A 20302-nucleotide genomic window follows, 5' to 3' on the forward strand; every position below is an offset into this window, starting at 1 on the left:
GCTCAGGCGCGTTCCCAGCCGCCCCACTCATTGCCTACGAATCGCCTTCCGTCGGCGATCACGAAATGGTGCAGGAACACCTGCAGCGCCGGCTGCATGCGCTGGTGCAGTTCGGTCATCTCGGTGACCAGTTCGGGGGTCATCGGATCCTCCCCCTCGGGCTTCTTCGGCGGGATCAGCCCCAGGTGCAGCGCCATCTCCAGCTGATAGAAGGTGAAGTCGCCGTACGGCCGCTTCGGATCGCAGCCGGGCACCTCCTCGTCCAAATAGGGATCGGACAGTTCCCAGCTCATGTTTGCCAGCAGGGTGCGGTGCTGATCGGTGAGGCCGAACGGGCCGGACTCCGGCAGCCTCTCCACGAAGAACGAGTACTCATGGTCGGCCGGCGGACGCTCGTAGGGGTATTCGCCTGCGGCACAGGCGCCGAACCCGGTGGCGATGCGCAGCAGATCGAGGTCGCCGGGTTCGGTCTCCCAGTCCGGCGGAAAACACGGCGCGCCCACCTCGGTTCCGTCCCAGCCGACCCGTACTGCCCGCAACCGCTCGGTGTGCTCTGGTGTCCAGCGCAGTTCCACTCGACGATTATCCGCCAGGCACGCAGATCGCCCAGAACCGCAATGGCTCTGGGCGATCGCAGGTCGGTCAGGCCGGGATCCGCTTGACCCCGACGTACTGCAGTTCGGCCATCGCCAGCGTGTAGATGCCGGTGGCGATGACGAAGACCACGCCCGCGGTGGTCAGTGTCATGGTGAAGGCGGCGGCCAGTGCGATCACCGTGCAGGCGGCGTTGGCGATCACGGTGCCGATGCCTGCGGGACGCACCCGCTCGATCCCGGCGAGGGCGAACACCGCGATGCCGTAGACGACCGAGAAGATGCCGACGCCGTACTCGACGGATTTCGGCAGACCCGTGAGATCGGCGAACCACCCGGCTGCGGCCAGCAGCGCGATCCCGCTGATGCCGACGAGGACTGCGTCGAGCCGCATGGCCAGGCGCAGCAGCGAGTCCGCTGACTTCCTGGTGCCCGCGGCTCCGGTGGCGGTGATGGCGGTCATGATTCTCCTTCTCTCCGGTGTGATTTCTTGTCGTGCATCGACTTGGTGCGATGGAGCACGGTGCGGGGATACTCGCCGTAACCTCTTCCGGCGGCACCCCGCACCGGCTCGGGAAGGAGTCACGCCAGACGGCGCACTCCGCGGTATTGCAGCCAGGCCAATACGACGGTGGCGCTGACGAATCCGAGGACCAACTCGACGCCGGTCCCGGTCAACGGCAACCAGCCGGTCACGATGGCGACGACCGTCGCGACCGCGAAGACCAGGTTGCCGGCGAGGACGACGACGCCCACCCGCCGTACGTGCGAGGCCGCGGCCAGGACGTACAGCAGGGCGCCATAGCCGACCAGAGCGGCGCCGACGAACCACCCGGCGGTGGCGGACACGCCCGCGATGCGGGCCAGCTGATCGGCGGCCATGGCCACCAGCAGTCCGACGCCGGCGCACACGGTGGCATCGGCGCGCAGGGCGAACCGCAGCAGGGAATCTCCCACGGCCGGTCCGGCTGTGGGGTCGGCCAGTGGCTGGTGCAGGGTGGCGGTCATGTCGGGCTCCTCGGCGATGAGGGTGTCGATGGGTGGAACACCTCCGACCTTGCTCATGAGGTGCTGCCAGATCGACGCCAAACACTGCCAAGGACTGCCAAGCCCTGGTCAGGGGTATTTTCGGCGGCGCGAACCTATCGGCCGGCCGAGCCGGCCACCGGCGCCAGGTCACCGCGCAGGTCCGCGGCGATCACCCGCGCCGCGGCGTTCTGCCAGTTGTGCAGCGAGCGTTGCGGCACCTCGGTGACGAACCACTGCCAGGCCTGCCGGGCAACGGGATCCAGTCCGGCGGCGGTGGCGTTCTGCGCGTAGGCGCGGACCCCGACGACGTAGGGGAAGTACAGCGAGTTGTAGTGGCGCCACTGCTCGGTGGTGCCGAAGTCGCCGCTGTCACGGGGCTTGAGAGCGGCGATGCGGTCGGCCAGCAGCGCCTTGAGTTCGTTCGCGCGTTCCAGCGGCTGGTCCGGCGCCCCGCGCTCGGCCAGCCGGGCATCGATCGTCGGTAGTGCCGTCAACGGGCTGGCCACCAGTTTGGACAGGTCGCCGTAGTGGCCGAGGGCGCGCCGGGTGAGCCGCGTGAAGGCGTCGTCGTCGATGCCGCCCAGGGGGTGATCCGATCGCAGCGGCAGCGCGGCCTCGGTCTGGCGCAGTGCCTCACGGTCGGCCCGCAGGTCCGGGGACCGGGAGAAGGCCAGTCGGTCGAACAACCCGGCCAGTGGATCGGCAAGCACTTCGACGGCGACCGCGACCGCCAGGCTGGTGAACAGCAGGATCGTCATGACGGTACGGCCGGTCCCGGCGTCGAGAACGGTCATGCCGATCAGGGCCTGCGCGGCGAACGGGACCGCGATCACCAGCGTGCCGATGATCGAGCGGCGCATGTCCGCGCGCAGCGCCTGGCCCTCGTCGAAGGCGTCCCAGATCGCGACCGCGACACCGAGCAGCGCGACGTCGAATCCGGTGGAGGCCAGGGCCAACCAGCTGGGTACCAGTCCGAGCGGGATCACCAGGATCGCGTTGCCCAGCGCGAAGAACAGCGTCGCGACGATGATGAAACCCACCACCGACCCGGGTTTGGCGCCGCCGACCACGGCCTTGATCATGGCCCCGAGCGAGGACAGCGAGATCACCGCGAACATCACCCAGTGACCGGTCCGCAGCGGACCGTCGACGCTGCCCGCGAGTCCCGCTCCGGCCAAGGCCAGAACCGCGACGGCGAAGATCGCGGCGATCTCACCCGCGCGGGACCGGAAGGTGTCGGCCGGCCGGGCAAGTTCGACCATGACCGCGAACCAGGCGATACCAGGTACCGCCACCAGATAGATCTCGATGCGGCTGAGCACTTCCGAGCCGGTGACGAGCCGGACCGCGTCGAGCGCGACGACCACCGCGAAACTGGTCAGCCCGATCGCCGCGAGGGCGAGGACGGGCTTACGCGGGTCGCGGGCGAGCAGGTAGAGACCCAGCCACCAGCTGAGCGTGAAGACCACTGCCGACAGCGCAGCCATAGGTTCAGTTTGGCACTACTTGCCGAATCTGCGATGCCGGGCCGTGTAATCGCGCAGTGCGCGCAGGAAGTCGACGCGGCGGAAGGCGGGCCAGTACGCCTCGGTGAACCACATCTCCGAATATGCGCTCTGCCACAATAGGAATCCGCTGAGCCGTTGCTCACCCGAGGTGCGGATGACGAGGTCCGGGTCGGGTTGGCCTGAGGTATAGAGGTTCTCCGAGATCCCGTCGACGGTGACGGCTTCGACGAGTTGTTCGGCAGTGGCTCCGTTGGCCAGTTCCTTCGACAACAGCGAGCGCACGGCGTCGACGATCTCCTGACGTCCGCCGTAGGCGACGGCGACATTCACATGGAACTTCCCGCCCCTGCCGTTGGTCGACTCGACGGCCTCCCGCAGCCTGCGGGCCGGCTCCTCCCCCAACAACTCAAGGTCACCGACGGTGCGCACGGTCCAGGTGTTCGACGGGGCGCAGATCTCCTCGACCACGTCGGTGATGATCTCGAGCAGGGCCGACAGCTCTTCGGGGTCGCGTTGCAGGTTCTCCGTCGACAACAGATAGACCGTCGTCATCTCTATGCCCGCGGCCTGACACCAGCGCAGCATCTCGGCGATCTTGGCGGCACCCATCCGGTAGCCGATGCTGACGTCGTCGTAACCCGCGTCACGCGCCCAGCGGCGGTTGCCGTCGCACAGCACCGCGATATGGCGGGGCAGTTCTGATCTGGACTGCGCCAATTCCTGACGCAACCGCATCTCGTAGAGCCGATAGGCCGGTTCTTTGAGCCGCGGGGGAATGATGTCCACGAGAGTCCAGACTACTGTGAGCGTCGGGGTACACCACGGTTCTCAATGGAGGTGACATGACTGCGCCGACGGGTAGCACCAAGCCCTACCGCTCAGCGGCCGCGCTGAACCGGCCCGCGGAAGATCTGCCCGAGGCGGTTGCCGAGGGCGTCGCCCAGTTCCTGGGCAGGCCGCGCGCACGGGGCTGGATCCACGTGTATTCGGCGGTGATCGCATTCATCGCCGGTGCGGCCCTGGTGTCGGTGTCGTGGTCGCTGGAATCCACCCGGGCCGGGCTGGCCACGCTGCTCTACACGTTCACGATCGTGGCGATGTTCGCCGTCAGCGGCACCTACCACCGGGTGACGTGGAAGTCACCCAACGCTCGCAAATGGATGAAACGCCTCGATCATTCGATGATCTTCATCTTCATCGCCGGCAGCTATACCCCGTTCGCACTGCTTGCCCTGCCCGAATCCAAAGGCATGGTGCTGTTCTGGATCGTCTGGGGTGGGGCGATCGCGGGCGTGCTGCTCAAGATGTTCTGGCCGTCGGCACCACGCTGGCTCGGCGTCCCGCTCTACATCCTGCTGGGTTGGGTCGCGGCCTGGTTCATCGGACCGATCATGCACGGCGCGGGTGTGGCCGCGGTGGTGCTGTTGATCGTCGGTGGCGCGCTCTACAGCATCGGCGGCGTGCTCTACGCGCTCAAATGGCCCAATCCCTGGCCGACCACGTTCGGTCATCACGAGTTCTTCCACGCCTGCACCGCGGTAGCGGCGATCTGCCACTACATCGCAATGTGGTTCGCCGTCTTCTGACACAAAAGCCCCGCACCGCCGAAGCGACGCGGGGCCTCACACGTGTCTACAGCTGGGTGATGTCGGCCGCCGTCCAGTAGGCCTTCATCGCGGTGATCTTGCCCTCGGCGTCGAACGTCATCACCTCCATGGGTTCGATGCGCATGGCCCCACCGACGACGATCGCGAACAGGAAGGCCGCCTCGTGTCCGCCGGGGCGGAACTTGAGCAACTCGGTGGTGATCTCGCCGCCCGCGGCGGTCAGGTTCTTGTAGAAGCCCTCGATCGCCTGGCGCCCGATGTGTACCTCGCCGCTGCCCACCGGATCCTCCAGCGTCGCGTCGTCGGCGTACAGCGCGGCGACCTCGGCCGCGGACCCACCCGCAACGGTGTCGAGATAGCGCTTGACGAAGGACTCCAGGGCGGCGGCATCGTGGCTCATGGCCGCGAGGCTACACGGCGCCACTTCTGCCGTCTGGCGGTTCACCACCCAGCGAGACAGCAAGCTCTCCGACCGTCGTGACGGGCAGGTCGCACACCGTGCCGCGACAGACATAGGCGGCATCGGTGCCGTCCACGCGATCGCGCCCGGTGAGCAGTTCCGAGGAGTCGACTTCACCGCCGACCACCAGCGCCCCACCCGGCGCCAGCCGGCGCGCGGCGGCCAACAGCGGTGACGCCGGATCGCCCGCGACTGCGATCTGGATCGGACCGCGGACCTGCGCCTCGGCGACCGCGAGCCAGTGCCCGCCGGAGCGGGCCGCGCGCGCGAGGATCGGCGAGGCCGACGACAGCGTCGCCTGTGCCGCATCCACGTAGCGCGAGGACCCCGTCAGGTACCCCGCGAGCTGCAGCGCCTCGGCGATCAGGGAGGCACCCGACGGCGTCGCACCGTCAATCGGGTCGGCGGGACGCACCATGAGCTTCTCGGCGTCATCGGCGGTGTCGAACCAGCGCCCGGGCTGATCCGGGTCGGCAAAATGTTCGAGCGCGAGGTCCACCAGGCGAACCGCCTCGGGCAATCCGAATCCGGTGAGCTGGTAGAGCGTCAGCAATGCGGTGGCCAGCGCCGCATGATCCTCGAGGATCGCCGCGCTCGCCCCGACCTGGCCGCCCAGACTGGCGCGGCGCAGCCGGCCGTCCACCATGTGCAGATCCAGCAGCCGGCGCGCGCATTCGAGTGCCGCGGAAAGGAATTCGGGCCGCTCCAGCGCCACCGAGGCTTCGGCCAGCGCGGTGATGGCCAGGCCGTTCCACGCGGTCACCACCTTGTCGTCGCGCGCGGGCTGGGGTCGCAGCGCGCGGGCCGCGGACAACGCCGCCCGCACCGATTCGAAGCGGGCTTCGTCGTCGGGATCGCGGTGCAGTTGCAGCACCGAGGCACCGTGATCGAATGTGCCGGCCTCGGTCACCCCGAAAAGCGAAGCCGCCCAAGCCCCGTCGTCATCGCCCAGTACCGCGCGCAGATCGGCCGGCGTCCACACGTAGGTCAAGCCTTCGCGCCCACCGGCGTCGGCGTCCAGCGACGAGGTGAACATTCCGCCGGCACCCAGGTCGGACACGATGAACGCGGCGGTCTCCTCAGTCACCTTGCGTGCCAACGGATCTCCGGTTCGACGCGCCAGGTGGGCATATGCCCGGAGCAGCAGCGCGTTGTCGTACAGCATCTTCTCGAAGTGCGGTACCACCCAGTGCGGGTCGACGCTGTAGCGGGCGAATCCCCCGGCCAACTGGTCGTAGATGCCGCCGCGGGCCATCGCCGAACAGGTGCGCTCCACAGCCGTGCGCGCCGGGGCGGATCCGGTGCGTTCATGGTGGCGCAGCAGCCCTTCCAACAACGCCGAGGGCGGGAACTTGGGCGCGCCGCCGAAGCCTCCGTAGGTCTCGTCCTCGTCGTGCAGCACCGCGGCCACCGCGTGGTCGCACAGTTCCGGCCCCACCGGCGCCCCGCCGCCGGGCAGCCCCGCGGACATCGAACGCAGCTCGGTCGCGATCTGATCCGAGGCCCGCTCGACCTCGTCGCGCCGGTCCCGCCAGGTTTCGGCGACTGCGTCCAACAGTTGCAGGAACCCGAGCTTCGGGTAGTACGTGCCGCAGAAGAACGGCCGGCCCTCGGGAGTCAGGAAGCAGGTCATCGGCCAGCCGCCCTGCCCGGTCAGCGCCACGGTGGCATTCATGTACACCGCGTCCAGGTCCGGACGCTCCTCGCGGTCGACCTTGATGCAGACGAATCCGTCGTTGAGCACGGCGGCCACGTCGGCGTCTTCGAACGACTCATGCGCCATCACATGGCACCAATGACATGCCGCGTAGCCGATGGACAGCAGAATGGGGACGTCCCGCGAGGCGGCTTCCGCGAGCGCCTCGGGCGTCCACTCTCGCCAGTGCACCGGATTGTCGGCGTGCTGGCGGAGGTACGGGCTGGTGGACCCGCCGAGCGTGTTAGCCGCCACCCTGCTCACGTGTCTGACCCCGGTGGTCATCGGCGCGATCGGGGTCCCCCTCGACGGTGCCTTCATCGGCCGCCTGATCGGGCTCGGGGTGTTCCCGGTCGAAGGACTCGGGCAGCTTGCGCAGGTGCCGGTTCATCGACCAGACCAGCGCGAAGGTTCCGATCAGCAACGCCACCGTGATGAGCAGGCCGAGCGGGGTCGCCTTACCGAACTCCGGCCCGGTGTTTCGAGGCTCGTCGGCGAGCAGTGTGATCACTGCGGTCAAAGTGTCGATCATTTCTCAATCCCGGTGAACAAATCGTCTTCCGGCAGGTTCACCGGCACACGCGACCGTGCCAACTCGAACTCCTCCGTCGGCCAGAGTCGCTGCTGCCACTCGATCGGCGCGTGGAAGAAATCGCCTTTCGGGTCGATCTGGGTCGCATGTGCGCGCAGCGCATCGTCGCGCTGGCTGAAGTACTCCGAGCATTCAACACGGGTGGTGACCCGGTTGGCGAATATGTCGTGATCGGGGTCCCAGTGCTCAAGCCATTTGCCGAAGGGGCCCTGCCGGCCATTCTTGGCAAACTCGTCCTGCAACAGCTGCATGCGCTGCCGCAGGAAGCCGTGGTTGTAGTAGAGCTTCGACACGCTCCACGGCGTGCCCGCCTCGGGGTACAGCCGGTAGTCGGCGGCCGCCTCGTAGGCCGCCACCGACACCTCGTGGCAGCGGATGTGATCGGGATGCGGGTAGCCACCGTTCTCGTCGTAGGTGGTCAGCACATGAGGCTGGAACTCCCGGATCACCCGGACCAGGCGGCTGACCGGCTCGGCGAGCGGCACACGCGCGAAACAGCCATCCGGCAGCGGGGGCAGCGGGTCGCCCTCGGGCAGACCCGAGTCGACGAATCCCAGCCAGTGATGCTCGACGCCGAGGATCTCGGCCGCCTTGGCCATCTCGTCGCGGCGCACCTCGGTGATCCGGCCGTGCACCTCGGGGAGATCCATCGCCGGATTGAGAATGTCGCCGCGCTCACCACCGGTGAGCGTCACGACCATGACGCGCACACCTTCAGCCGCATAGCGCGCGGTGGTTGCCGCCCCCTTGCTGGACTCGTCGTCCGGGTGGGCATGCACCGCCATCAACCGCAGTTCACTCATTTCGCTTTCATCTAACTACGGCGTCCTCTTACCTAATCCCTGTACCCAAGTCCTCGGCCCGCTCCCTGGGGTCCGGTGACGTATTTGCCTGGCCCTATAGTTCCAGTTCTGATGATCGAACGCCCCGCCGCCCGCTACGGATCCCGCCAGATATCCCGCCGGACCCGGCGATGGATCACGTTCGCGCTGGTCGGACTGGTGGTGGCGGCGGGTGTGATCCTCGCGATCGTGGCCTTCCAGCGGTTGGGCACCGGCGAGGTGAAGGGCGAGCTCTCGGCCTACGAACTGGTCGACAACCAGACCGTGTCGGTGACGATCGGGGTGACCCGCCCCGACCCGTCGAAGCCTGTGGTGTGCATCGTTCGGGCCCGCTCGATCGACGGCAGCGAGACCGGCCGGCGGGAAGTCCTGGTCGGTCCGTCCGATCAGACGGTGGTACAGGTGACGACGGAAGTGAAATCCAGCCGACCCCCCGTGATCGGCGATGTCTACGGTTGCGGGACGGACGTGCCGTCTTACCTGGTAGCGCCCTGATTTTGCCGCCCGCAACAAACGACGAACAGCCATTACATGAAGATTCGTTGGCCGCTCGGTGGTACGATTGTGCGATACACGGTTCCTCGCTGGGGCCGTGTATTGCTGCATTAGCACGCGATTAGGTGCTGACGCCCGCGGCAATACACGCAGCCAGTCCCCGGCCGGAAACAACGGACTTCGTACGCGAGGACGGCGCAACAGCGCCACAAGAGCAAGACAGACAGGAGCGCGAGAACATGACCGACACACAGGTCACCTGGCTCACTCAGGAAGCATTCGACCGGTTGAAGGCGGAGCTGGATCAGCTGATCGCCAACCGGCCGGTGATCGCCGCCGAGATCAACGACCGTCGCGAAGAGGGCGATCTGCGCGAGAACGGTGGCTATCACGCCGCCCGCGAGGAGCAGGGCCAGCAGGAGGCCCGCATCCGCCAGCTGCAGGAGCTGCTCAACAACGCCAAGGTCGGTGAGGCACCCAAGCAGTCCGGTGTCGCGCTGCCCGGTTCGGTCGTCAAGGTCTACTACGACGACGACAAGAGCGACACCGAGACGTTCCTGATCGCCACCCGCCAGGAGGGCATCAGCGACGGCAAGCTCGAGGTGTACTCCCCCAACTCACCGCTGGGCAGTGCACTGATCGACGCCAAGGTCGGCGAGTCGCGCACCTACACCGTGCCCAACGGCAACACCGTCAAGGTCACCCTGGTCAGCGCCGAGCCTTACCACGCCTGACGGGACGGCCCGGGTCGAAGCACTACAGTCGGGGAAATGGCGCAAATCGCCGAAGACCTGTTCTTGCTGTTGCTGGACAACGCGGCCGCGCAGCCCGGGCTCGACCGTAACCGCAGGGAGAAAGTCCTCAGCGCCGCGGTGTTGCTGGATCTGGCATACGCGTGCCGGATCCGTCCTGCCATGGCCGGCGAACCGATCGAGGCCGGTCGGCTGATCGCGCTCGCCGGCGACTGGCCCGTCGATCCGGTCGGTGACCCCGCGTTCGAACTACTCCAACGCCGGCCGCTCGCGGCCGATACCGCGCTGGCCAAGCTGAGCAGGCACACCCAGACCACGCTGGAACTGCATCTCGAGCGCCTCGGGCAGATCCGCCGAGTCCGCATGCCCGGCAAGGGCTTTCCGGGCAGGGCGGTCTACTGCTGGCCACTGACCAACCGGGATCGGGTGAGCCAGACCCGTGCGGCCCTGCTTGCCGCGTTGTTCGACGGCCACAACCCGGTACCGGCGATCGCCGCGATCATCTGCCTGCTGCACGCGGTGGACGGCCTGGGCGCGGTCCTGAGCCTCAACGACCGGGGCTGGCGCTGGGTGCATGCCCGGTCGACCGAAATCGCCACGGGCATTTGGGTGGACGAGACCGCGTCGTCACTGCCGGAGATGAATCTGGCGGTGACGACGTCGGCATTGCGTCCGGCCCTGATGGCCTAGCCGCCACGTGCCCTAGGACAGGGCCTGCTCCAGATCGGCCAGCAGATCGGCGGCATGCTCGATGCCCACCGACAGTCGCACCAGGTTGTCGGGCACCTCGAGCTGCGAACCCGCGGTCGACGCGTGGGTCATGGCGCCCGGGTACTCGATCAACGACTCCACCCCGCCGAGCGATTCGGCGAGAATGAAAAGCTCAGTACGCGAGCACAGTTCACGTGCGGCACGAGGTCCGCCGCGCAGCTGCAGGCTCACCATGCCGCCGAAACCGGACATCTGCCGGGCCGCCACATCGTGGTTGGGGTGGCTGACCAGACCGGGATACAGCACGGTCTCGACCGCTGGGTGCCCGTCGAGGAATTCGGCGATCAGCGCGGCGTTTTCGCTGTGCTGACGCATCCGCAGCACCAGCGTCTTGAGTCCACGCATGGTCAGGTACGCGTCGAACGGTCCCGGCACCGCACCGGCGCCGTTCTGCAGGAACGCGAATGCCGCGTCCAGTTCCTCGTCGTTGGTCAGCAGGGCGCCGCCCACCACATCGGAGTGTCCACCGATGTACTTGGTGGTCGAGTGCAACACGATGTCGGCACCCAGCAGCAGCGGCTGCTGCAGCGCCGGGGAGGCAAACGTGTTGTCCACCAACACTTTGACGCCCGAGGACGAGGCGATCTGCACGATCGCGGGGATGTCGGCAACGCTCAGCAGAGGGTTGGTCGGTGTCTCCACCCAGATCAGCCGGGTGCGCGGGGTCAGCGCCGACCGCACCGCGTCGAGGTCGCTCAGCGGAACGGGGGTGTGGGTGATGCCCCACTGCGAGAACACCTTGTCGATGAGCCGGAACGTGCCGCCGTAGGCGTCGTCGGGGATCACCACATGATCGCCGGGCCGCAACACCGCGCGCAGCGCACAGTCGGTGGCGGCCATGCCCGAGCTGAACGCACGCCCGTAGGCGGCTTCCTCGACCGCGGCCAATGCCGCCTCCAGGGCCTGTCGCGTCGGGTTGCCGGTGCGGGCGTACTCGAATCCGCCCCGCAGGCCGCCGACGCCGTCCTGGGCGAAGGTCGAACTCGCGTAGATCGGGGTGTTGACGGCTCCGGTGCCCGGGTCGGGTCGGTAACCGGCGTGGATGGCTTTTGTGGCCAGACCGTGCCACCTGCGCTGTTCACTCATAACGCGTCGAGCCTATCGGGGTGGGCTCGAGCGCGCCCGGCCCACCACCTCGAACTCACGCGAGCGGTTGACGCTCCGACGGTTCAGCTGCGCAGCTTCCGGCCGTACTGGTCGGGAATCGATCGGGTGAACATCATCACCGAATCCACCAGGGCCCAGATTCCGACGCCGAGACAGATGAAGATTCCGACGATCAGCCACGACGTGACGATGCCGAGGATGGTCAGCCCCAACTGGATCGCACCGATGTTGGTGGAACCGATGTAGAAGCGCCCGACGCCCAAACCGCCCAGGAAGAACTGCAGGAGGCCGGCGGTGATGGCCGATTTGTCGGACAGCGGCTCACCGGTGAGCGGGTCACGACCGTATGGCGCCGACGGGTCGACGGGATAGGCACCGTAAGGCTGCGGCTGCCCCGGGTACCCCGGCGGCGGGCCCTGCGGCGGATACCCGGCCGGCGGACCCTGGGGCGCATACCCGCCGTACGGCGGAACCCCTTGCGGCGGCATGCCTTGCGGAGGTACACCCTGCGGCGGCGTGCCCTGCGGAGGAACACCCTGGGGAGGTACGCCCTGCGGAGGCATCCCGTACATATCTCCGGGCTGATTTGGCATAGACATTGGGGCCACGACTTTCTCGAATACACCGAGCGGATGGGATCGGCAGGCTAGCTCACATGATGTCACGACCACAACGCCCACGGCGCAGGCGTTTCTGCCCTGTGCGCCGTGGGCGTTGAGTTCGGTTCTGTTACTGCGACAGCGCTGCCACCGGGCCGCCACTGAGCCGACGCCAGGCGTACACCTGGATCAGGAGGATCAGCGGGATCGCCACGATCAGGCCGAGCCCGCACGGGATCGCGCCGACGATCGCGATGGCGAGCATCACGAGCACAGTGAGCAGCACCGTGCCGAAGTTGGGCTTCACGAGTTCGAAGCTCGCCTTGACCGCGTCGACTGCCTTGAGATTGCGGTCCACTGCGGCGACCGTCGTGAACAGGAACAGCACACCGATGGCCACATCGGCGATGAAGGCCAGCGGCATGGTCAGGAACCAGAGCCCGGGCACGAAGACCGTCGGGAGCTGCAGCACGAAGTTGACCGCGAACGTGATCGCACCGACGATCACCGTCGCAAGGATCACGTTGGTGACATTGCGCGGCTTGAAGAACGATCCGATCGACACGGGCTGCCCATTGGCGATGTCGAGCAGACCCGCGGTGTAGGCCGCGGCGATCCACCCGGTGAGGATCAGCATCACGATCCCCCCGACGAACATCACGATGGCGCCCGCCACGGAGAGATTGTTCGACGAGGCCGCGAAACTGAAGCCATCTTCATAGGTCTCGTAGGTACCGGTGGCCTCGGGCGACACCGCGGCTGCGATCAGCGTGATGACAACCCAGACGGCGGTTGACGCCGCCCCGAACACCAGACCCGGGACGATCAGCTCGACCGGATGCTTGAGGAACTTGTTCCACGCCCATGAGAACGCGTCACCGATGTTGTAGGGCGAGACGCCGAAGCCGGGGCCACCGGCGGGCGGGTAGCCCGGGGCCTGATGTCCGGGCGGCTCCCGGGCGGGGGCGGTTGATCGGTCACGTCGAAAGCTCTCCTCATCTGCCGATAGCGCTCCGCGTACGGACGCTACTTTCTGCCAGCACCTAGATGTACAGACTGCTCCACAGGCAGATTACGCACCGTCAACCCCGTTTGACAGGTCAACACGAGCGCATTCGCCGGGCACAGCGGGACGGCTGTCGCCATGGGCGGTGATGGCTACTGAGTTTGCTAGCCCTAGGCCAGCTCACCCTAGCTGAGAAGTAGCTGGAGACAAGGTATTCCACGCGGCACGAGCACCGCGACGTGTCTAGTGCCTGCCGCCGCCCTCGGAAAGGAAGCCGAGCAGATCGTGACGGGTGAGCACCCCGACGGGCTTGCCCTCCTCGACCACCATCACCGCATCGCACTCACGCAGCGTCTTGGCCGCGGTCGAAACCAGCTCACCCGCACCGATGAGCGGCAACGGCGGGCTCATGTGCTCGGCGACGGCGTCGGCCAGCTTCGCCCGGCCCTCGAACACCGCGGACAGCAGTTCGCGCTCGGACACACTGCCCGCGACCTCGCCCGCCATCACCGGAGGCTCGGCGCCGACCACCGGCATCTGCGAGACACCGTATTCACGGAGGATGCCGATCGCGTCGCGCACCGTCTCCGACGGGTGGGTGTGCACGAGGTCGGGCAGCGCCCCGGACTTGCCGCGCAGCACGTCGCCGACAGTCGACTGCTCGATCGAGCCGTCCAGCCGATTGCGCAGGAATCCGTAGGACGACATCCATGCGTCGTTGAAAATCTTTGAGAGATAACCGCGTCCGCCGTCGGGCAGCAGCACCACGACTACCGAGTCCGGGCCGGCCTTGCGGGCCACCTCGAGCGCGGCCACCACTGCCATGCCGCAGGATCCACCGACCAACAGCGCCTCTTCACGGGCCAGTCGACGGGTCATGTCGAACGAATCGGCGTCGGAGACCGCGATGATCTCGTCGGGCACCGAAGGGTCATAGGCCGACGGCCAGAAGTCTTCGCCGACACCTTCCACCAGGTACGGGCGGCCGGTCCCGCCCGAGTACACCGAGCCCTCCGGATCGGCGCCGATGATCTTCACCTTCCCGTCCGATACCTCTTTGAGGTAGCGGCCGGTGCCCGTGATGGTGCCGCCGGTGCCGACGCCCGCCACGAAGTGCGTGACCGTGCCGTCGGTGTCGGCCCAGATCTCCGGACCCGTCGTCTCGTAGTGGCTTTCCGGACCCATCGGGTTGGAGTACTGGTCGGGCTTCCAGGCGCCGTCGATCTCCTCGACGAGACGGTTGGAGACGCTGTAGTAGCTGTCCGGGTGGTCCGGTGGCACCGCCGTCGGGCACACCACGACCTCGGCACCGTAGGCGCGCAACACATTCTGCTTGTCCTCGCTGACCTTGTCGGGGCAGACGAAGATGCACTTGTAACCGCGCGTCTGGGCCACGAGCGCCAGACCGACTCCGGTGTTGCCGGACGTCGGTTCGACGATCGTGCCGCCCGGCTTGAGCTCACCGCTGGCCTCGGCGGCGTCGATCATCTTGGCCGCGATGCGGTCCTTTGAGCTGCCACCGGGGTTCAGGTACTCGATCTTGGCCAGGACCACCCCCGAGCCTTCGGGGACAACTGAGTTCAGCTGGACCAGCGGGGTGTTGCCGATGAGCTCACTGATGTGCCTGGCGATGCGCATGCGTCAATGGTCTCAGGCCCGCAGAAACCTCACCAGGTGGCCTCTCGAATGTATTCGCCGATCTGGCGCAACGAGCGCTTGGCTTCGGACACCAGAGGCGACGCGAGCTGGAAGACATGCATCTGACCGGGCCAGATCCGGAGCTCGACGGGAACCCCGGCGGCGGCCAGCATGTGCGCGGCCTTTCGCGCATCGCTGAGCAGAACCTCCGAGCCCGACGCGTGGATCAGCGTGCGGGGCAGACCGGACTCGACATGATCGAGCGGCTCGTAGACCTGCTCGCCCTTGCGCTTGGCCGCGGCCTCGATGAGTTCGACGAGGGCATCGAAGGCCTTGGCCGGGAACATCGCGTCGGTGTGCATGTTCGGGTGGTTGGCCCGCGACTCGTTGTCGATCTCGAACAGCGGCGACATCGTCACCAACGCGGCAGGCATCTCGCCCTCTTCGACCAGGCGCTCGGCCAGCGCCAGCGACAGGTAGCCGCCCGCTGAGTCGCCGGCCAGCACGATCTGGTCCGGCTCGTAGCCGGTCAGCCGCAGCCAGCGGTAAGCGTCGTAACAGTCGTCGATCGCGGTGCCTACCGAGTGCTTGGGAACCATCCGGTAATCGACCACGAGCACCGGGCTGTCGGCATATCCCGACAGAGCCGTGACGATCCCCGAGTGCGTGTTGGCCCCGCAGGCCAGGAACGCACCGCCGTGCAGGTACAGGATGATGCTGCGTTTCCCGTCGGCGGGAAGCACACCGTCGGCGCGCACGAGCTGTGCCTTGCAGTTGGGCAGCGCGATGGTGGCCTTGATGGTCCCGGGCACCGGCCGGATCAGCCGGGCGGCGAAATTGACCAACCCGAACGGCCACGGCAGATGCGGTACGTGGCTACCAATTGCCAAGGTCGGCTTGATTGTCAGCATGGCCGCCAGCGAAACCAATCGGCCTGCCAGGCTCGGGCCGTCCTCGACCACCTCGACGGGTGCGCCGTCACTGACCGGAAACCTACGCCCGCGGTGGGCCCTAGCTGGGCTTATGCCAGCATGATGAGACCTGGATACCTTGCTCGGTGCAGTCATCGCCACCACTTCCTACGTCTTTGTAGTGCTAGGTGAGCTTCGTCACTCAGACAACCCGGGTAACTTAGCTTGACATCCGTAAACAGTTCAACAGTCAAATAAACTGAATTGATACCGGACTTGATACAGCACCGTGATCGCCACGCTGAGGCGCCACGCAGAGAACCCGTCTGATCCACTTAGACTGATCACGTGGGTTCAAGCCGAAGTGCTCCTCACGTGCGCGTCCCGCGCCGTTCGACCATCGCCCTCGCCGCTGCGGCGGGGTTGGCGTCTACTGGATCGGCCTATATCGGAGCACGCAACCTGCTGAATGGGCAGGCCGACAAGGCCCGCCAGGTCATACCCAAATCGTGGGACATCCCGCCCCGCGCCGACGGTGTGTATGTCCCCGGCGGCGGCCCGGTCGAGAAGTGGGAACGCGGAGTCCCCTTCGACGTGCACCTGATGATCTTCGGCGACTCCACGGCGACCGGATACGGCTGCCACGTCCCCGATGAGGTGCCGGGCGTCTTGATCGCGCGCGGCGTAGCCGAGCAGCTCAACAAGCGAGTCCGCTTGAGTACCAAGGCGATTGTCGGCGCCACGTCCAAGGGGTTGTCCGGCCAGATCGACGCCATGTTCGTGGCGGGGCCGCCACCGGATGCCGCGGTGATCATGATCGGCGCCAACGACATCACCAAACCCAACGGCATCGGGGCCTCGGCGCACCGGCTGGGCGCCGCGGTACGCCGGCTGCGCTCGGCGGGAGCCGTCGTCGTGGTCGGCACCTGCCCGGACTTCGGCGTGATCACCGCGATCCCGCAGCCGCTGCGCTGGTACGCCCGCACCCGCGGCCTGCGTCTGGCCCGCGCCCAGGCGGGGGTGGTACGGGCCGCAGGCGGCTTTCCCGTGCCGTTCTCCGATCTGCTGGCACCGGAGTTCTACAAGGCCCCTGACCTGCTGTTCTCCGAGGACATGTTCCATCCGTCGGCGGCAGGCTACGCACTGGCGGCCAAGCAGTTGCTACCCGCGCTGTGCACTGTTCTCGGCGAGTGGGACGGTGACGCGGCGCTGGAATCCGGGGCCGCCGACACCCGGACACTGCTGACCCGGCTGGGCGGGGTCAGCAGGCTGTGGCGCCGCTCAACCGGGGTGCCCGCACCCATCGTGGTGCACGCGGGCTAGTTTCAATCTGAGTTTTCTAAGCCATTCGATCAGCAGGAGCCGTCATGCCTGAAGCCGTCATCGTTGCCACTGCCCGCTCACCGATCGGCCGGGCCGTCAAGGGCTCGCTGGCCACCATGCGTCCCGACGACCTGGCCGCGCAGATGGTGCGCGCCGTGTTGGACAAGGTGCCGTCGCTGGATCCCAGGGACATCGACGACCTGATGATGGGCTGCGCCCAGCCCGCCGGTGAGGCCGGCTACAACATCGCCCGCGCCGTGGCCGTCGAGCTCGGCTACGACTTCCTGCCCGGCACAACCGTCAATCGGTACTGCTCGTCGTCACTGCAGACCACCCGGATGGCCTTCCACGCCATCAAGGCCGGCGAGGGCGACGTGTTCATCTCCGCGGGTGTCGAGACGGTGTCGCGCTTCGGCGTCGGCGCCGCCGACGGTGCCCCGAACAGCAAGAACGCGTTGTTCGAAGAGGCGCAGGCGCGCACGATCACGCAGGCCGAGGGCGACATCAAGTGGCATGACCCGCGCGAAGACGGCCTCATCCCGGACGTCTACATCGCCATGGGTCAGACCGCCGAGAACGTCGCCACCTACACCGGTATCAGCCGGGAGGACCAGGACCACTGGGGCGTGCGGTCGCAGAACCGCGCGGAAGAGGCCATCAAGAACGGGTTCTTCGAGCGCGAGATCGTCCCCGTGACGCTGCCCGACGGCACCGTGGTCTCCACCGACGACGGCCCGCGGGCCGGCACCACCTACGAGAAGATCAGCCAGCTCAAGCCGGTGTTCCGGCCCAACGGCACCATCACCGCGGGTAACGCGTGCCCGCTGAACGACGGCGCAGCCGCCGTCGTCATCATGAGCGACACCAAGGCCAAGGAGCTGGGCCTCACGCCGCTGGCCCGGATCGTGTCCACCGGGGTGTCCGGTCTGTCGCCGGAGATCATGGGCCTCGGCCCGATCGAGGCCATCAAGAAGGCCCTCGGCAAGGCGGGCAAGAAGATCTCCGATATCGACCTGGTCGAGATCAACGAGGCATTCGCGGTGCAGGTGCTCGGCTCGGCTCGGGAACTCGGCATCGACGAGGACAAGTTGAACGTCTCCGGCGGCGCGATCGCGCTGGGTCACCCGTTCGGCATGACCGGTGCCCGCATCACCGCCACGCTGCTGAACAACCTGTCCACCTACGACAAGACCTTCGGCGTCGAGTCCATGTGTGTCGGTGGCGGCCAGGGTATGGCGATGGTTGTGGAGCGCCTCTCCTAATTTCGTTCTCGCCGAGTCTGCGTACAGATCGCGAAATCGCGTGAAATCGCGATCTGTGCGCAGGCTCGCTGCACTCACGGCAGGGTGGCTTGCCTATCAGCGAGTGCGTCACGAACCCGCCGCAGAATCTCGGGCGGCCGGTCCTCTGCCACCACTCTGACGACGATCCAGCCCATCCGCTCCAGCTCGGCTGTGCGGCGGATGTCCTTCACGTACTGCATGCGATCACTGCGATGCTGGTCCCCGTCGTACTCCACCGCGATCATCCACTCGGCCCAACCCATGTCGAGGTAGGCGAACGGGTAGCCATTTGCCCCCAGCACCGGGATCTGGGTCTGCGGGCGCGGCAGCCCGTCGTCGATGAGGAGCAGACGCAGCCAGGTTTCCTTCGGGGACTGGGACCCTGCATCGAGCATCGGAAGCACCCTCTCGAGTTGGCGCAGTCCGCGGGCTCCACGATGCCGGGCAGCCACTTCTTCGACATCGCAAACCTTCAAACCCGTTGCCCTGGCGAGGGAATCGAGCCGAGCCACCGCACGACCGATCCCGGGTGTGCGGCCGATGTCGAAGGCGGTCCGCTCCGGTGTTGTCACGGGAAGTTCGTGGGCCTGTCCGATCTCGGTCGGCTGCAAGCGCATCGCGGATGTCCGCACGCCGCGCGGGCTCCTGGCATTGACCCAGATCAACTCGATCGGCGCGGACTCATCGACCCATTTCGCCCCGTGCAGGGCCGCCGCGGTAGTACCCGCCAGCACTCCCTGGCGGTGCGACCACAACCATGCTGCCCTGGCCCGGTCGACCAGCCCCGGGCTGAAGTCCCGGGCCACATAGACATCGGGCAGGACGGCACGGAAGTTCGCCCGCAACTGATGCTTGCGGATCAGACCGGCCCGCAACGCTTCTGAGCCGATGAACGGACTGTCGAAGATGCTCACGGTGTCGACGGTGCGAGGCGTCGCCGACAGCCACTGTTCACGAGAGCGCCGGCCAGCTTATGGCTGTGGATGAAATCGACTCTGTGTACAGGTCTTCGAGCCTGCGCTCAGAGCGTGTTTGCGCGCAATTTCACGCCCTCAGCGCAGACTCGGCACTCCCAACGCAGACTCGGCACGCTCTGAGCGCACCGTCGGCGCAAAATCCAAAAGAAAAAGGCGCCCGCAATCGCGGACGCCTTTCTCGGGGCAGGGTTGCTAGTCGTTGTTGAAGTACGACAGCAACCGCAGGATCTCGATGTACAGCCAGACCAGGGTGACGGTCAGGCCCAGGGCGATGCCCCACGCGGCCTTCTCCGGCGCGCCGGCACGGACCATCTGGTCGGCAGCGTCGAAGTCGATCAGGAAGCTGAACGCCGCCAGGCCGATGCACAGCAGCGAGAAGCCGATAGCGAGCATGCCGCCGTCACGCAAGCCCAGGCCTGCACCGCCGCCGACGCCGAAGATCGCCAGGACGAAGTTGAGCAACATCAGCGCCAGGACGCCGAACATTCCGGCGACGATCATGCGGGTGAACTTCGGTGTCACGCGGATGGCACCGGTCTTGTAGACGACCAGCATGCCGAAGAACACGCCCATGGTGCCGACGATCGCCTGCGCGATCATGCCGACGCCGCCGACCGAGGCGATGTTGGCGATGATGAACGAAATGGCACCGAGGAACAGGCCCTCCAGCGCGGCGTAGCTCAGCACGATGGCGGGGCTGTCCTGCTTGCGACCGAACGTCGCAACGAGGACGAGCGCCAATCCACCGAGCCCACCCACGAGGGCGAACGGCGTCGCCAGTGCGAGGTTGCCGGCCACCAGCACGTAGGAGATGACGCCGACGACCGAAAGCACAGCGAGGGTGATGCCGGTCTTGGTGACGACGTCATCGATGGTCAGCGGCCGGGAAACACCGGTCTGCGGCTGCTCCAGGTACTCCTGCGCGTAGGGCTGCGCATGCACCTGCTGTGCACCGTAGCCTGCGGCTCCGGTACCGAATTGTGCGTATCCGCCCTGCTGTTTCGGCAGGCTGCGGAATACCGGGTTGCTGGATTCGCGCACCGTCGGGTTCCTCTCCTATGAAGATGTTCGCTTACGAACTACTAGCTCAACGATCGATGTTCCTGGCGGGTT

Annotated in this window: 22 protein-coding genes; 6 read left to right on the top strand and 16 right to left on the bottom strand. The window is 66.9% G+C overall.

The annotated features are described in order from the left end of the window. Positions 1-2: 2 nt before the first annotated feature. The 5 genes from EH231_RS13990 to EH231_RS14010 all read right to left on the bottom strand — a co-directional run bounded on the left by EH231_RS13990 (position 3) and on the right by EH231_RS14010 (position 3916). Positions 3-575 (bottom strand): hypothetical protein, encoded by a 573-nt coding sequence (locus tag EH231_RS13990; RefSeq protein ID WP_090427859.1) that lies wholly within the window; start codon positions 573-575, stop codon positions 3-5. 67 nt (positions 576-642) lie between these two features. Next, on the bottom strand, positions 643-1056 hold the full coding sequence (locus EH231_RS13995) for a hypothetical protein (protein WP_090427856.1): 414 nt from the start codon (positions 1054-1056) through the stop codon (positions 643-645). Positions 1057-1175: 119 nt separating this feature from the next. Further along, positions 1176-1601 (bottom strand): hypothetical protein, encoded by a 426-nt coding sequence (locus EH231_RS14000; protein ID WP_090428922.1) that lies wholly within the window; start codon positions 1599-1601, stop codon positions 1176-1178. A 134-nt stretch (positions 1602-1735) separates the two neighbouring features. Then, positions 1736-3109 carry a hypothetical protein gene (locus tag EH231_RS14005; RefSeq protein ID WP_090427853.1) on the bottom strand — a complete coding sequence of 458 codons (1374 nt, stop codon included), beginning with the start codon at positions 3107-3109 and terminating at the stop codon, positions 1736-1738. 15 nt (positions 3110-3124) lie between these two features. After that, complete coding sequence (locus EH231_RS14010) at positions 3125-3916, bottom strand: (2Z,6E)-farnesyl diphosphate synthase (protein WP_090427850.1); 792 nt, start codon at positions 3914-3916, stop codon at positions 3125-3127. A gap of 56 nt (positions 3917-3972) precedes the next feature. Between EH231_RS14010 and trhA the strand changes: the two genes are divergently transcribed. After that, positions 3973-4716, top strand: coding sequence for a PAQR family membrane homeostasis protein TrhA (gene trhA / locus EH231_RS14015; RefSeq protein ID WP_090427847.1), 744 nt, complete (start codon positions 3973-3975; stop codon positions 4714-4716). Positions 4717-4762: 46 nt separating this feature from the next. Here trhA and EH231_RS14020 read toward each other — a convergent pair whose 3' ends face one another. From EH231_RS14020 to mca, 4 genes are read right to left on the bottom strand one after another with little or no spacing between them, the layout of a single operon-like run. Continuing rightward, positions 4763-5137 carry a nuclear transport factor 2 family protein gene (locus EH231_RS14020; RefSeq protein ID WP_044521572.1) on the bottom strand — a complete coding sequence of 125 codons (375 nt, stop codon included), beginning with the start codon at positions 5135-5137 and terminating at the stop codon, positions 4763-4765. A gap of 10 nt (positions 5138-5147) precedes the next feature. Then, positions 5148-7157: a thioredoxin domain-containing protein gene (locus EH231_RS14025; RefSeq protein ID WP_241177972.1), complete on the bottom strand. Its 2010-nt coding sequence runs from the start codon at positions 7155-7157 to the stop codon at positions 5148-5150. Beyond that, positions 7138-7425 (bottom strand): hypothetical protein, encoded by a 288-nt coding sequence (locus EH231_RS14030; RefSeq protein WP_090427842.1) that lies wholly within the window; start codon positions 7423-7425, stop codon positions 7138-7140. The genes EH231_RS14025 and EH231_RS14030 overlap by 20 nt, the downstream gene beginning before the upstream one ends. Continuing rightward, positions 7422-8288 (bottom strand): mycothiol conjugate amidase Mca, encoded by an 867-nt coding sequence (mca, locus tag EH231_RS14035; RefSeq protein ID WP_124712591.1) that lies wholly within the window; start codon positions 8286-8288, stop codon positions 7422-7424. The genes EH231_RS14030 and mca overlap by 4 nt, the downstream gene beginning before the upstream one ends. A 111-nt stretch (positions 8289-8399) precedes the next feature. Between mca and EH231_RS14040 the strand changes: the two genes are divergently transcribed. From EH231_RS14040 to EH231_RS14050, 3 genes are all read left to right on the top strand, one after another. After that, entirely contained in the window at positions 8400-8822 is a 423-nt protein-coding gene (locus tag EH231_RS14040; RefSeq protein WP_090427836.1) for a DUF4307 domain-containing protein, read from the top strand. Between the two features lie 239 nt (positions 8823-9061). Next, positions 9062-9556 (top strand): transcription elongation factor GreA, encoded by a 495-nt coding sequence (gene greA / locus EH231_RS14045; protein ID WP_090427833.1) that lies wholly within the window; start codon positions 9062-9064, stop codon positions 9554-9556. Between the two features lie 36 nt (positions 9557-9592). Next, on the top strand, positions 9593-10264 hold the full coding sequence (locus EH231_RS14050; RefSeq protein WP_124712592.1) for a GOLPH3/VPS74 family protein: 672 nt from the start codon (positions 9593-9595) through the stop codon (positions 10262-10264). 12 nt (positions 10265-10276) lie between these two features. Here the strand turns inward: EH231_RS14050 and EH231_RS14055 are convergent, their stop codons facing one another. From EH231_RS14055 to EH231_RS14075, 5 genes are all read right to left on the bottom strand, one after another. Then, a complete protein-coding gene (locus EH231_RS14055; protein ID WP_090427827.1) occupies positions 10277-11431 on the bottom strand; it encodes a cystathionine gamma-synthase in 1155 nt (384 codons plus the stop codon). 83 nt (positions 11432-11514) lie between these two features. Beyond that, positions 11515-11940 carry a TM2 domain-containing protein gene (locus EH231_RS14060; protein WP_124712593.1) on the bottom strand — a complete coding sequence of 142 codons (426 nt, stop codon included), beginning with the start codon at positions 11938-11940 and terminating at the stop codon, positions 11515-11517. A gap of 241 nt (positions 11941-12181) precedes the next feature. Then, positions 12182-12862 carry a DUF2189 domain-containing protein gene (locus EH231_RS14065; protein WP_124712594.1) on the bottom strand — a complete coding sequence of 227 codons (681 nt, stop codon included), beginning with the start codon at positions 12860-12862 and terminating at the stop codon, positions 12182-12184. 438 nt (positions 12863-13300) lie between these two features. After that, on the bottom strand, positions 13301-14695 hold the full coding sequence (locus tag EH231_RS14070; protein ID WP_090427818.1) for a cystathionine beta-synthase: 1395 nt from the start codon (positions 14693-14695) through the stop codon (positions 13301-13303). A gap of 29 nt (positions 14696-14724) precedes the next feature. Further along, positions 14725-15762, bottom strand: a complete 1038-nt coding sequence (locus EH231_RS14075) for an alpha/beta hydrolase (protein ID WP_090428919.1) — start codon at positions 15760-15762, stop codon at positions 14725-14727. Positions 15763-15954: 192 nt separating this feature from the next. On the opposite strand from EH231_RS14075, the gene EH231_RS14080 reads away from it, so the two are divergent. Next, entirely contained in the window at positions 15955-16929 is a 975-nt protein-coding gene (locus EH231_RS14080; protein ID WP_420891964.1) for an SGNH/GDSL hydrolase family protein, read from the top strand. 44 nt (positions 16930-16973) lie between these two features. Then, positions 16974-18191: an acetyl-CoA C-acetyltransferase gene (locus EH231_RS14085; protein WP_090427814.1), complete on the top strand. Its 1218-nt coding sequence runs from the start codon at positions 16974-16976 to the stop codon at positions 18189-18191. 74 nt (positions 18192-18265) lie between these two features. Here EH231_RS14085 and EH231_RS14090 read toward each other — a convergent pair whose 3' ends face one another. Further along, entirely contained in the window at positions 18266-19120 is an 855-nt protein-coding gene (locus tag EH231_RS14090) for a DUF559 domain-containing protein (protein WP_241178176.1), read from the bottom strand. A 261-nt stretch (positions 19121-19381) separates the two neighbouring features. Further along, complete coding sequence (locus tag EH231_RS14095; protein WP_090427813.1) at positions 19382-20230, bottom strand: Bax inhibitor-1/YccA family protein; 849 nt, start codon at positions 20228-20230, stop codon at positions 19382-19384. Between the last annotated feature and the right edge of the window lie 72 nt (positions 20231-20302).

Origin of the sequence: Mycolicibacterium nivoides, assembly GCF_003855255.1 — a bacterium.
Lineage (GTDB): Bacteria > Actinomycetota > Actinomycetes > Mycobacteriales > Mycobacteriaceae > Mycobacterium > Mycobacterium nivoides.

What these genes read in the sequence shown, in the direction of transcription:
- EH231_RS14000 (WP_090428922.1), bottom strand. Translation starts at nt 1,601, where the DNA reads ATGACCGCCACCCTGCACCAGCCACTGGCCGACCCCACAGCCGGACCG.
- mca (WP_124712591.1), bottom strand. Translation starts at nt 8,288, where the DNA reads ATGAGTGAACTGCGGTTGATGGCGGTGCATGCCCACCCGGACGACGAG.
- EH231_RS14030 (WP_090427842.1), bottom strand. Translation starts at nt 7,425, where the DNA reads ATGATCGACACTTTGACCGCAGTGATCACACTGCTCGCCGACGAGCCT.
- EH231_RS14020 (WP_044521572.1), bottom strand. Translation starts at nt 5,137, where the DNA reads ATGAGCCACGATGCCGCCGCCCTGGAGTCCTTCGTCAAGCGCTATCTC.
- EH231_RS14005 (WP_090427853.1), bottom strand. Translation starts at nt 3,109, where the DNA reads ATGGCTGCGCTGTCGGCAGTGGTCTTCACGCTCAGCTGGTGGCTGGGT.
- trhA (WP_090427847.1), top strand. Translation starts at nt 3,973, where the DNA reads ATGACTGCGCCGACGGGTAGCACCAAGCCCTACCGCTCAGCGGCCGCG.
- EH231_RS13995 (WP_090427856.1), bottom strand. Translation starts at nt 1,056, where the DNA reads ATGACCGCCATCACCGCCACCGGAGCCGCGGGCACCAGGAAGTCAGCG.
- EH231_RS14050 (WP_124712592.1), top strand. Translation starts at nt 9,593, where the DNA reads ATGGCGCAAATCGCCGAAGACCTGTTCTTGCTGTTGCTGGACAACGCG.
- EH231_RS14060 (WP_124712593.1), bottom strand. Translation starts at nt 11,940, where the DNA reads ATGCCGCCGCAAGGGGTTCCGCCGTACGGCGGGTATGCGCCCCAGGGT.
- EH231_RS14055 (WP_090427827.1), bottom strand. Translation starts at nt 11,431, where the DNA reads ATGAGTGAACAGCGCAGGTGGCACGGTCTGGCCACAAAAGCCATCCAC.
- EH231_RS14070 (WP_090427818.1), bottom strand. Translation starts at nt 14,695, where the DNA reads ATGCGCATCGCCAGGCACATCAGTGAGCTCATCGGCAACACCCCGCTG.
- EH231_RS14040 (WP_090427836.1), top strand. Translation starts at nt 8,400, where the DNA reads ATGATCGAACGCCCCGCCGCCCGCTACGGATCCCGCCAGATATCCCGC.
- EH231_RS14085 (WP_090427814.1), top strand. Translation starts at nt 16,974, where the DNA reads ATGCCTGAAGCCGTCATCGTTGCCACTGCCCGCTCACCGATCGGCCGG.
- EH231_RS14075 (WP_090428919.1), bottom strand. Translation starts at nt 15,762, where the DNA reads ATGACTGCACCGAGCAAGGTATCCAGGTCTCATCATGCTGGCATAAGC.
- greA (WP_090427833.1), top strand. Translation starts at nt 9,062, where the DNA reads ATGACCGACACACAGGTCACCTGGCTCACTCAGGAAGCATTCGACCGG.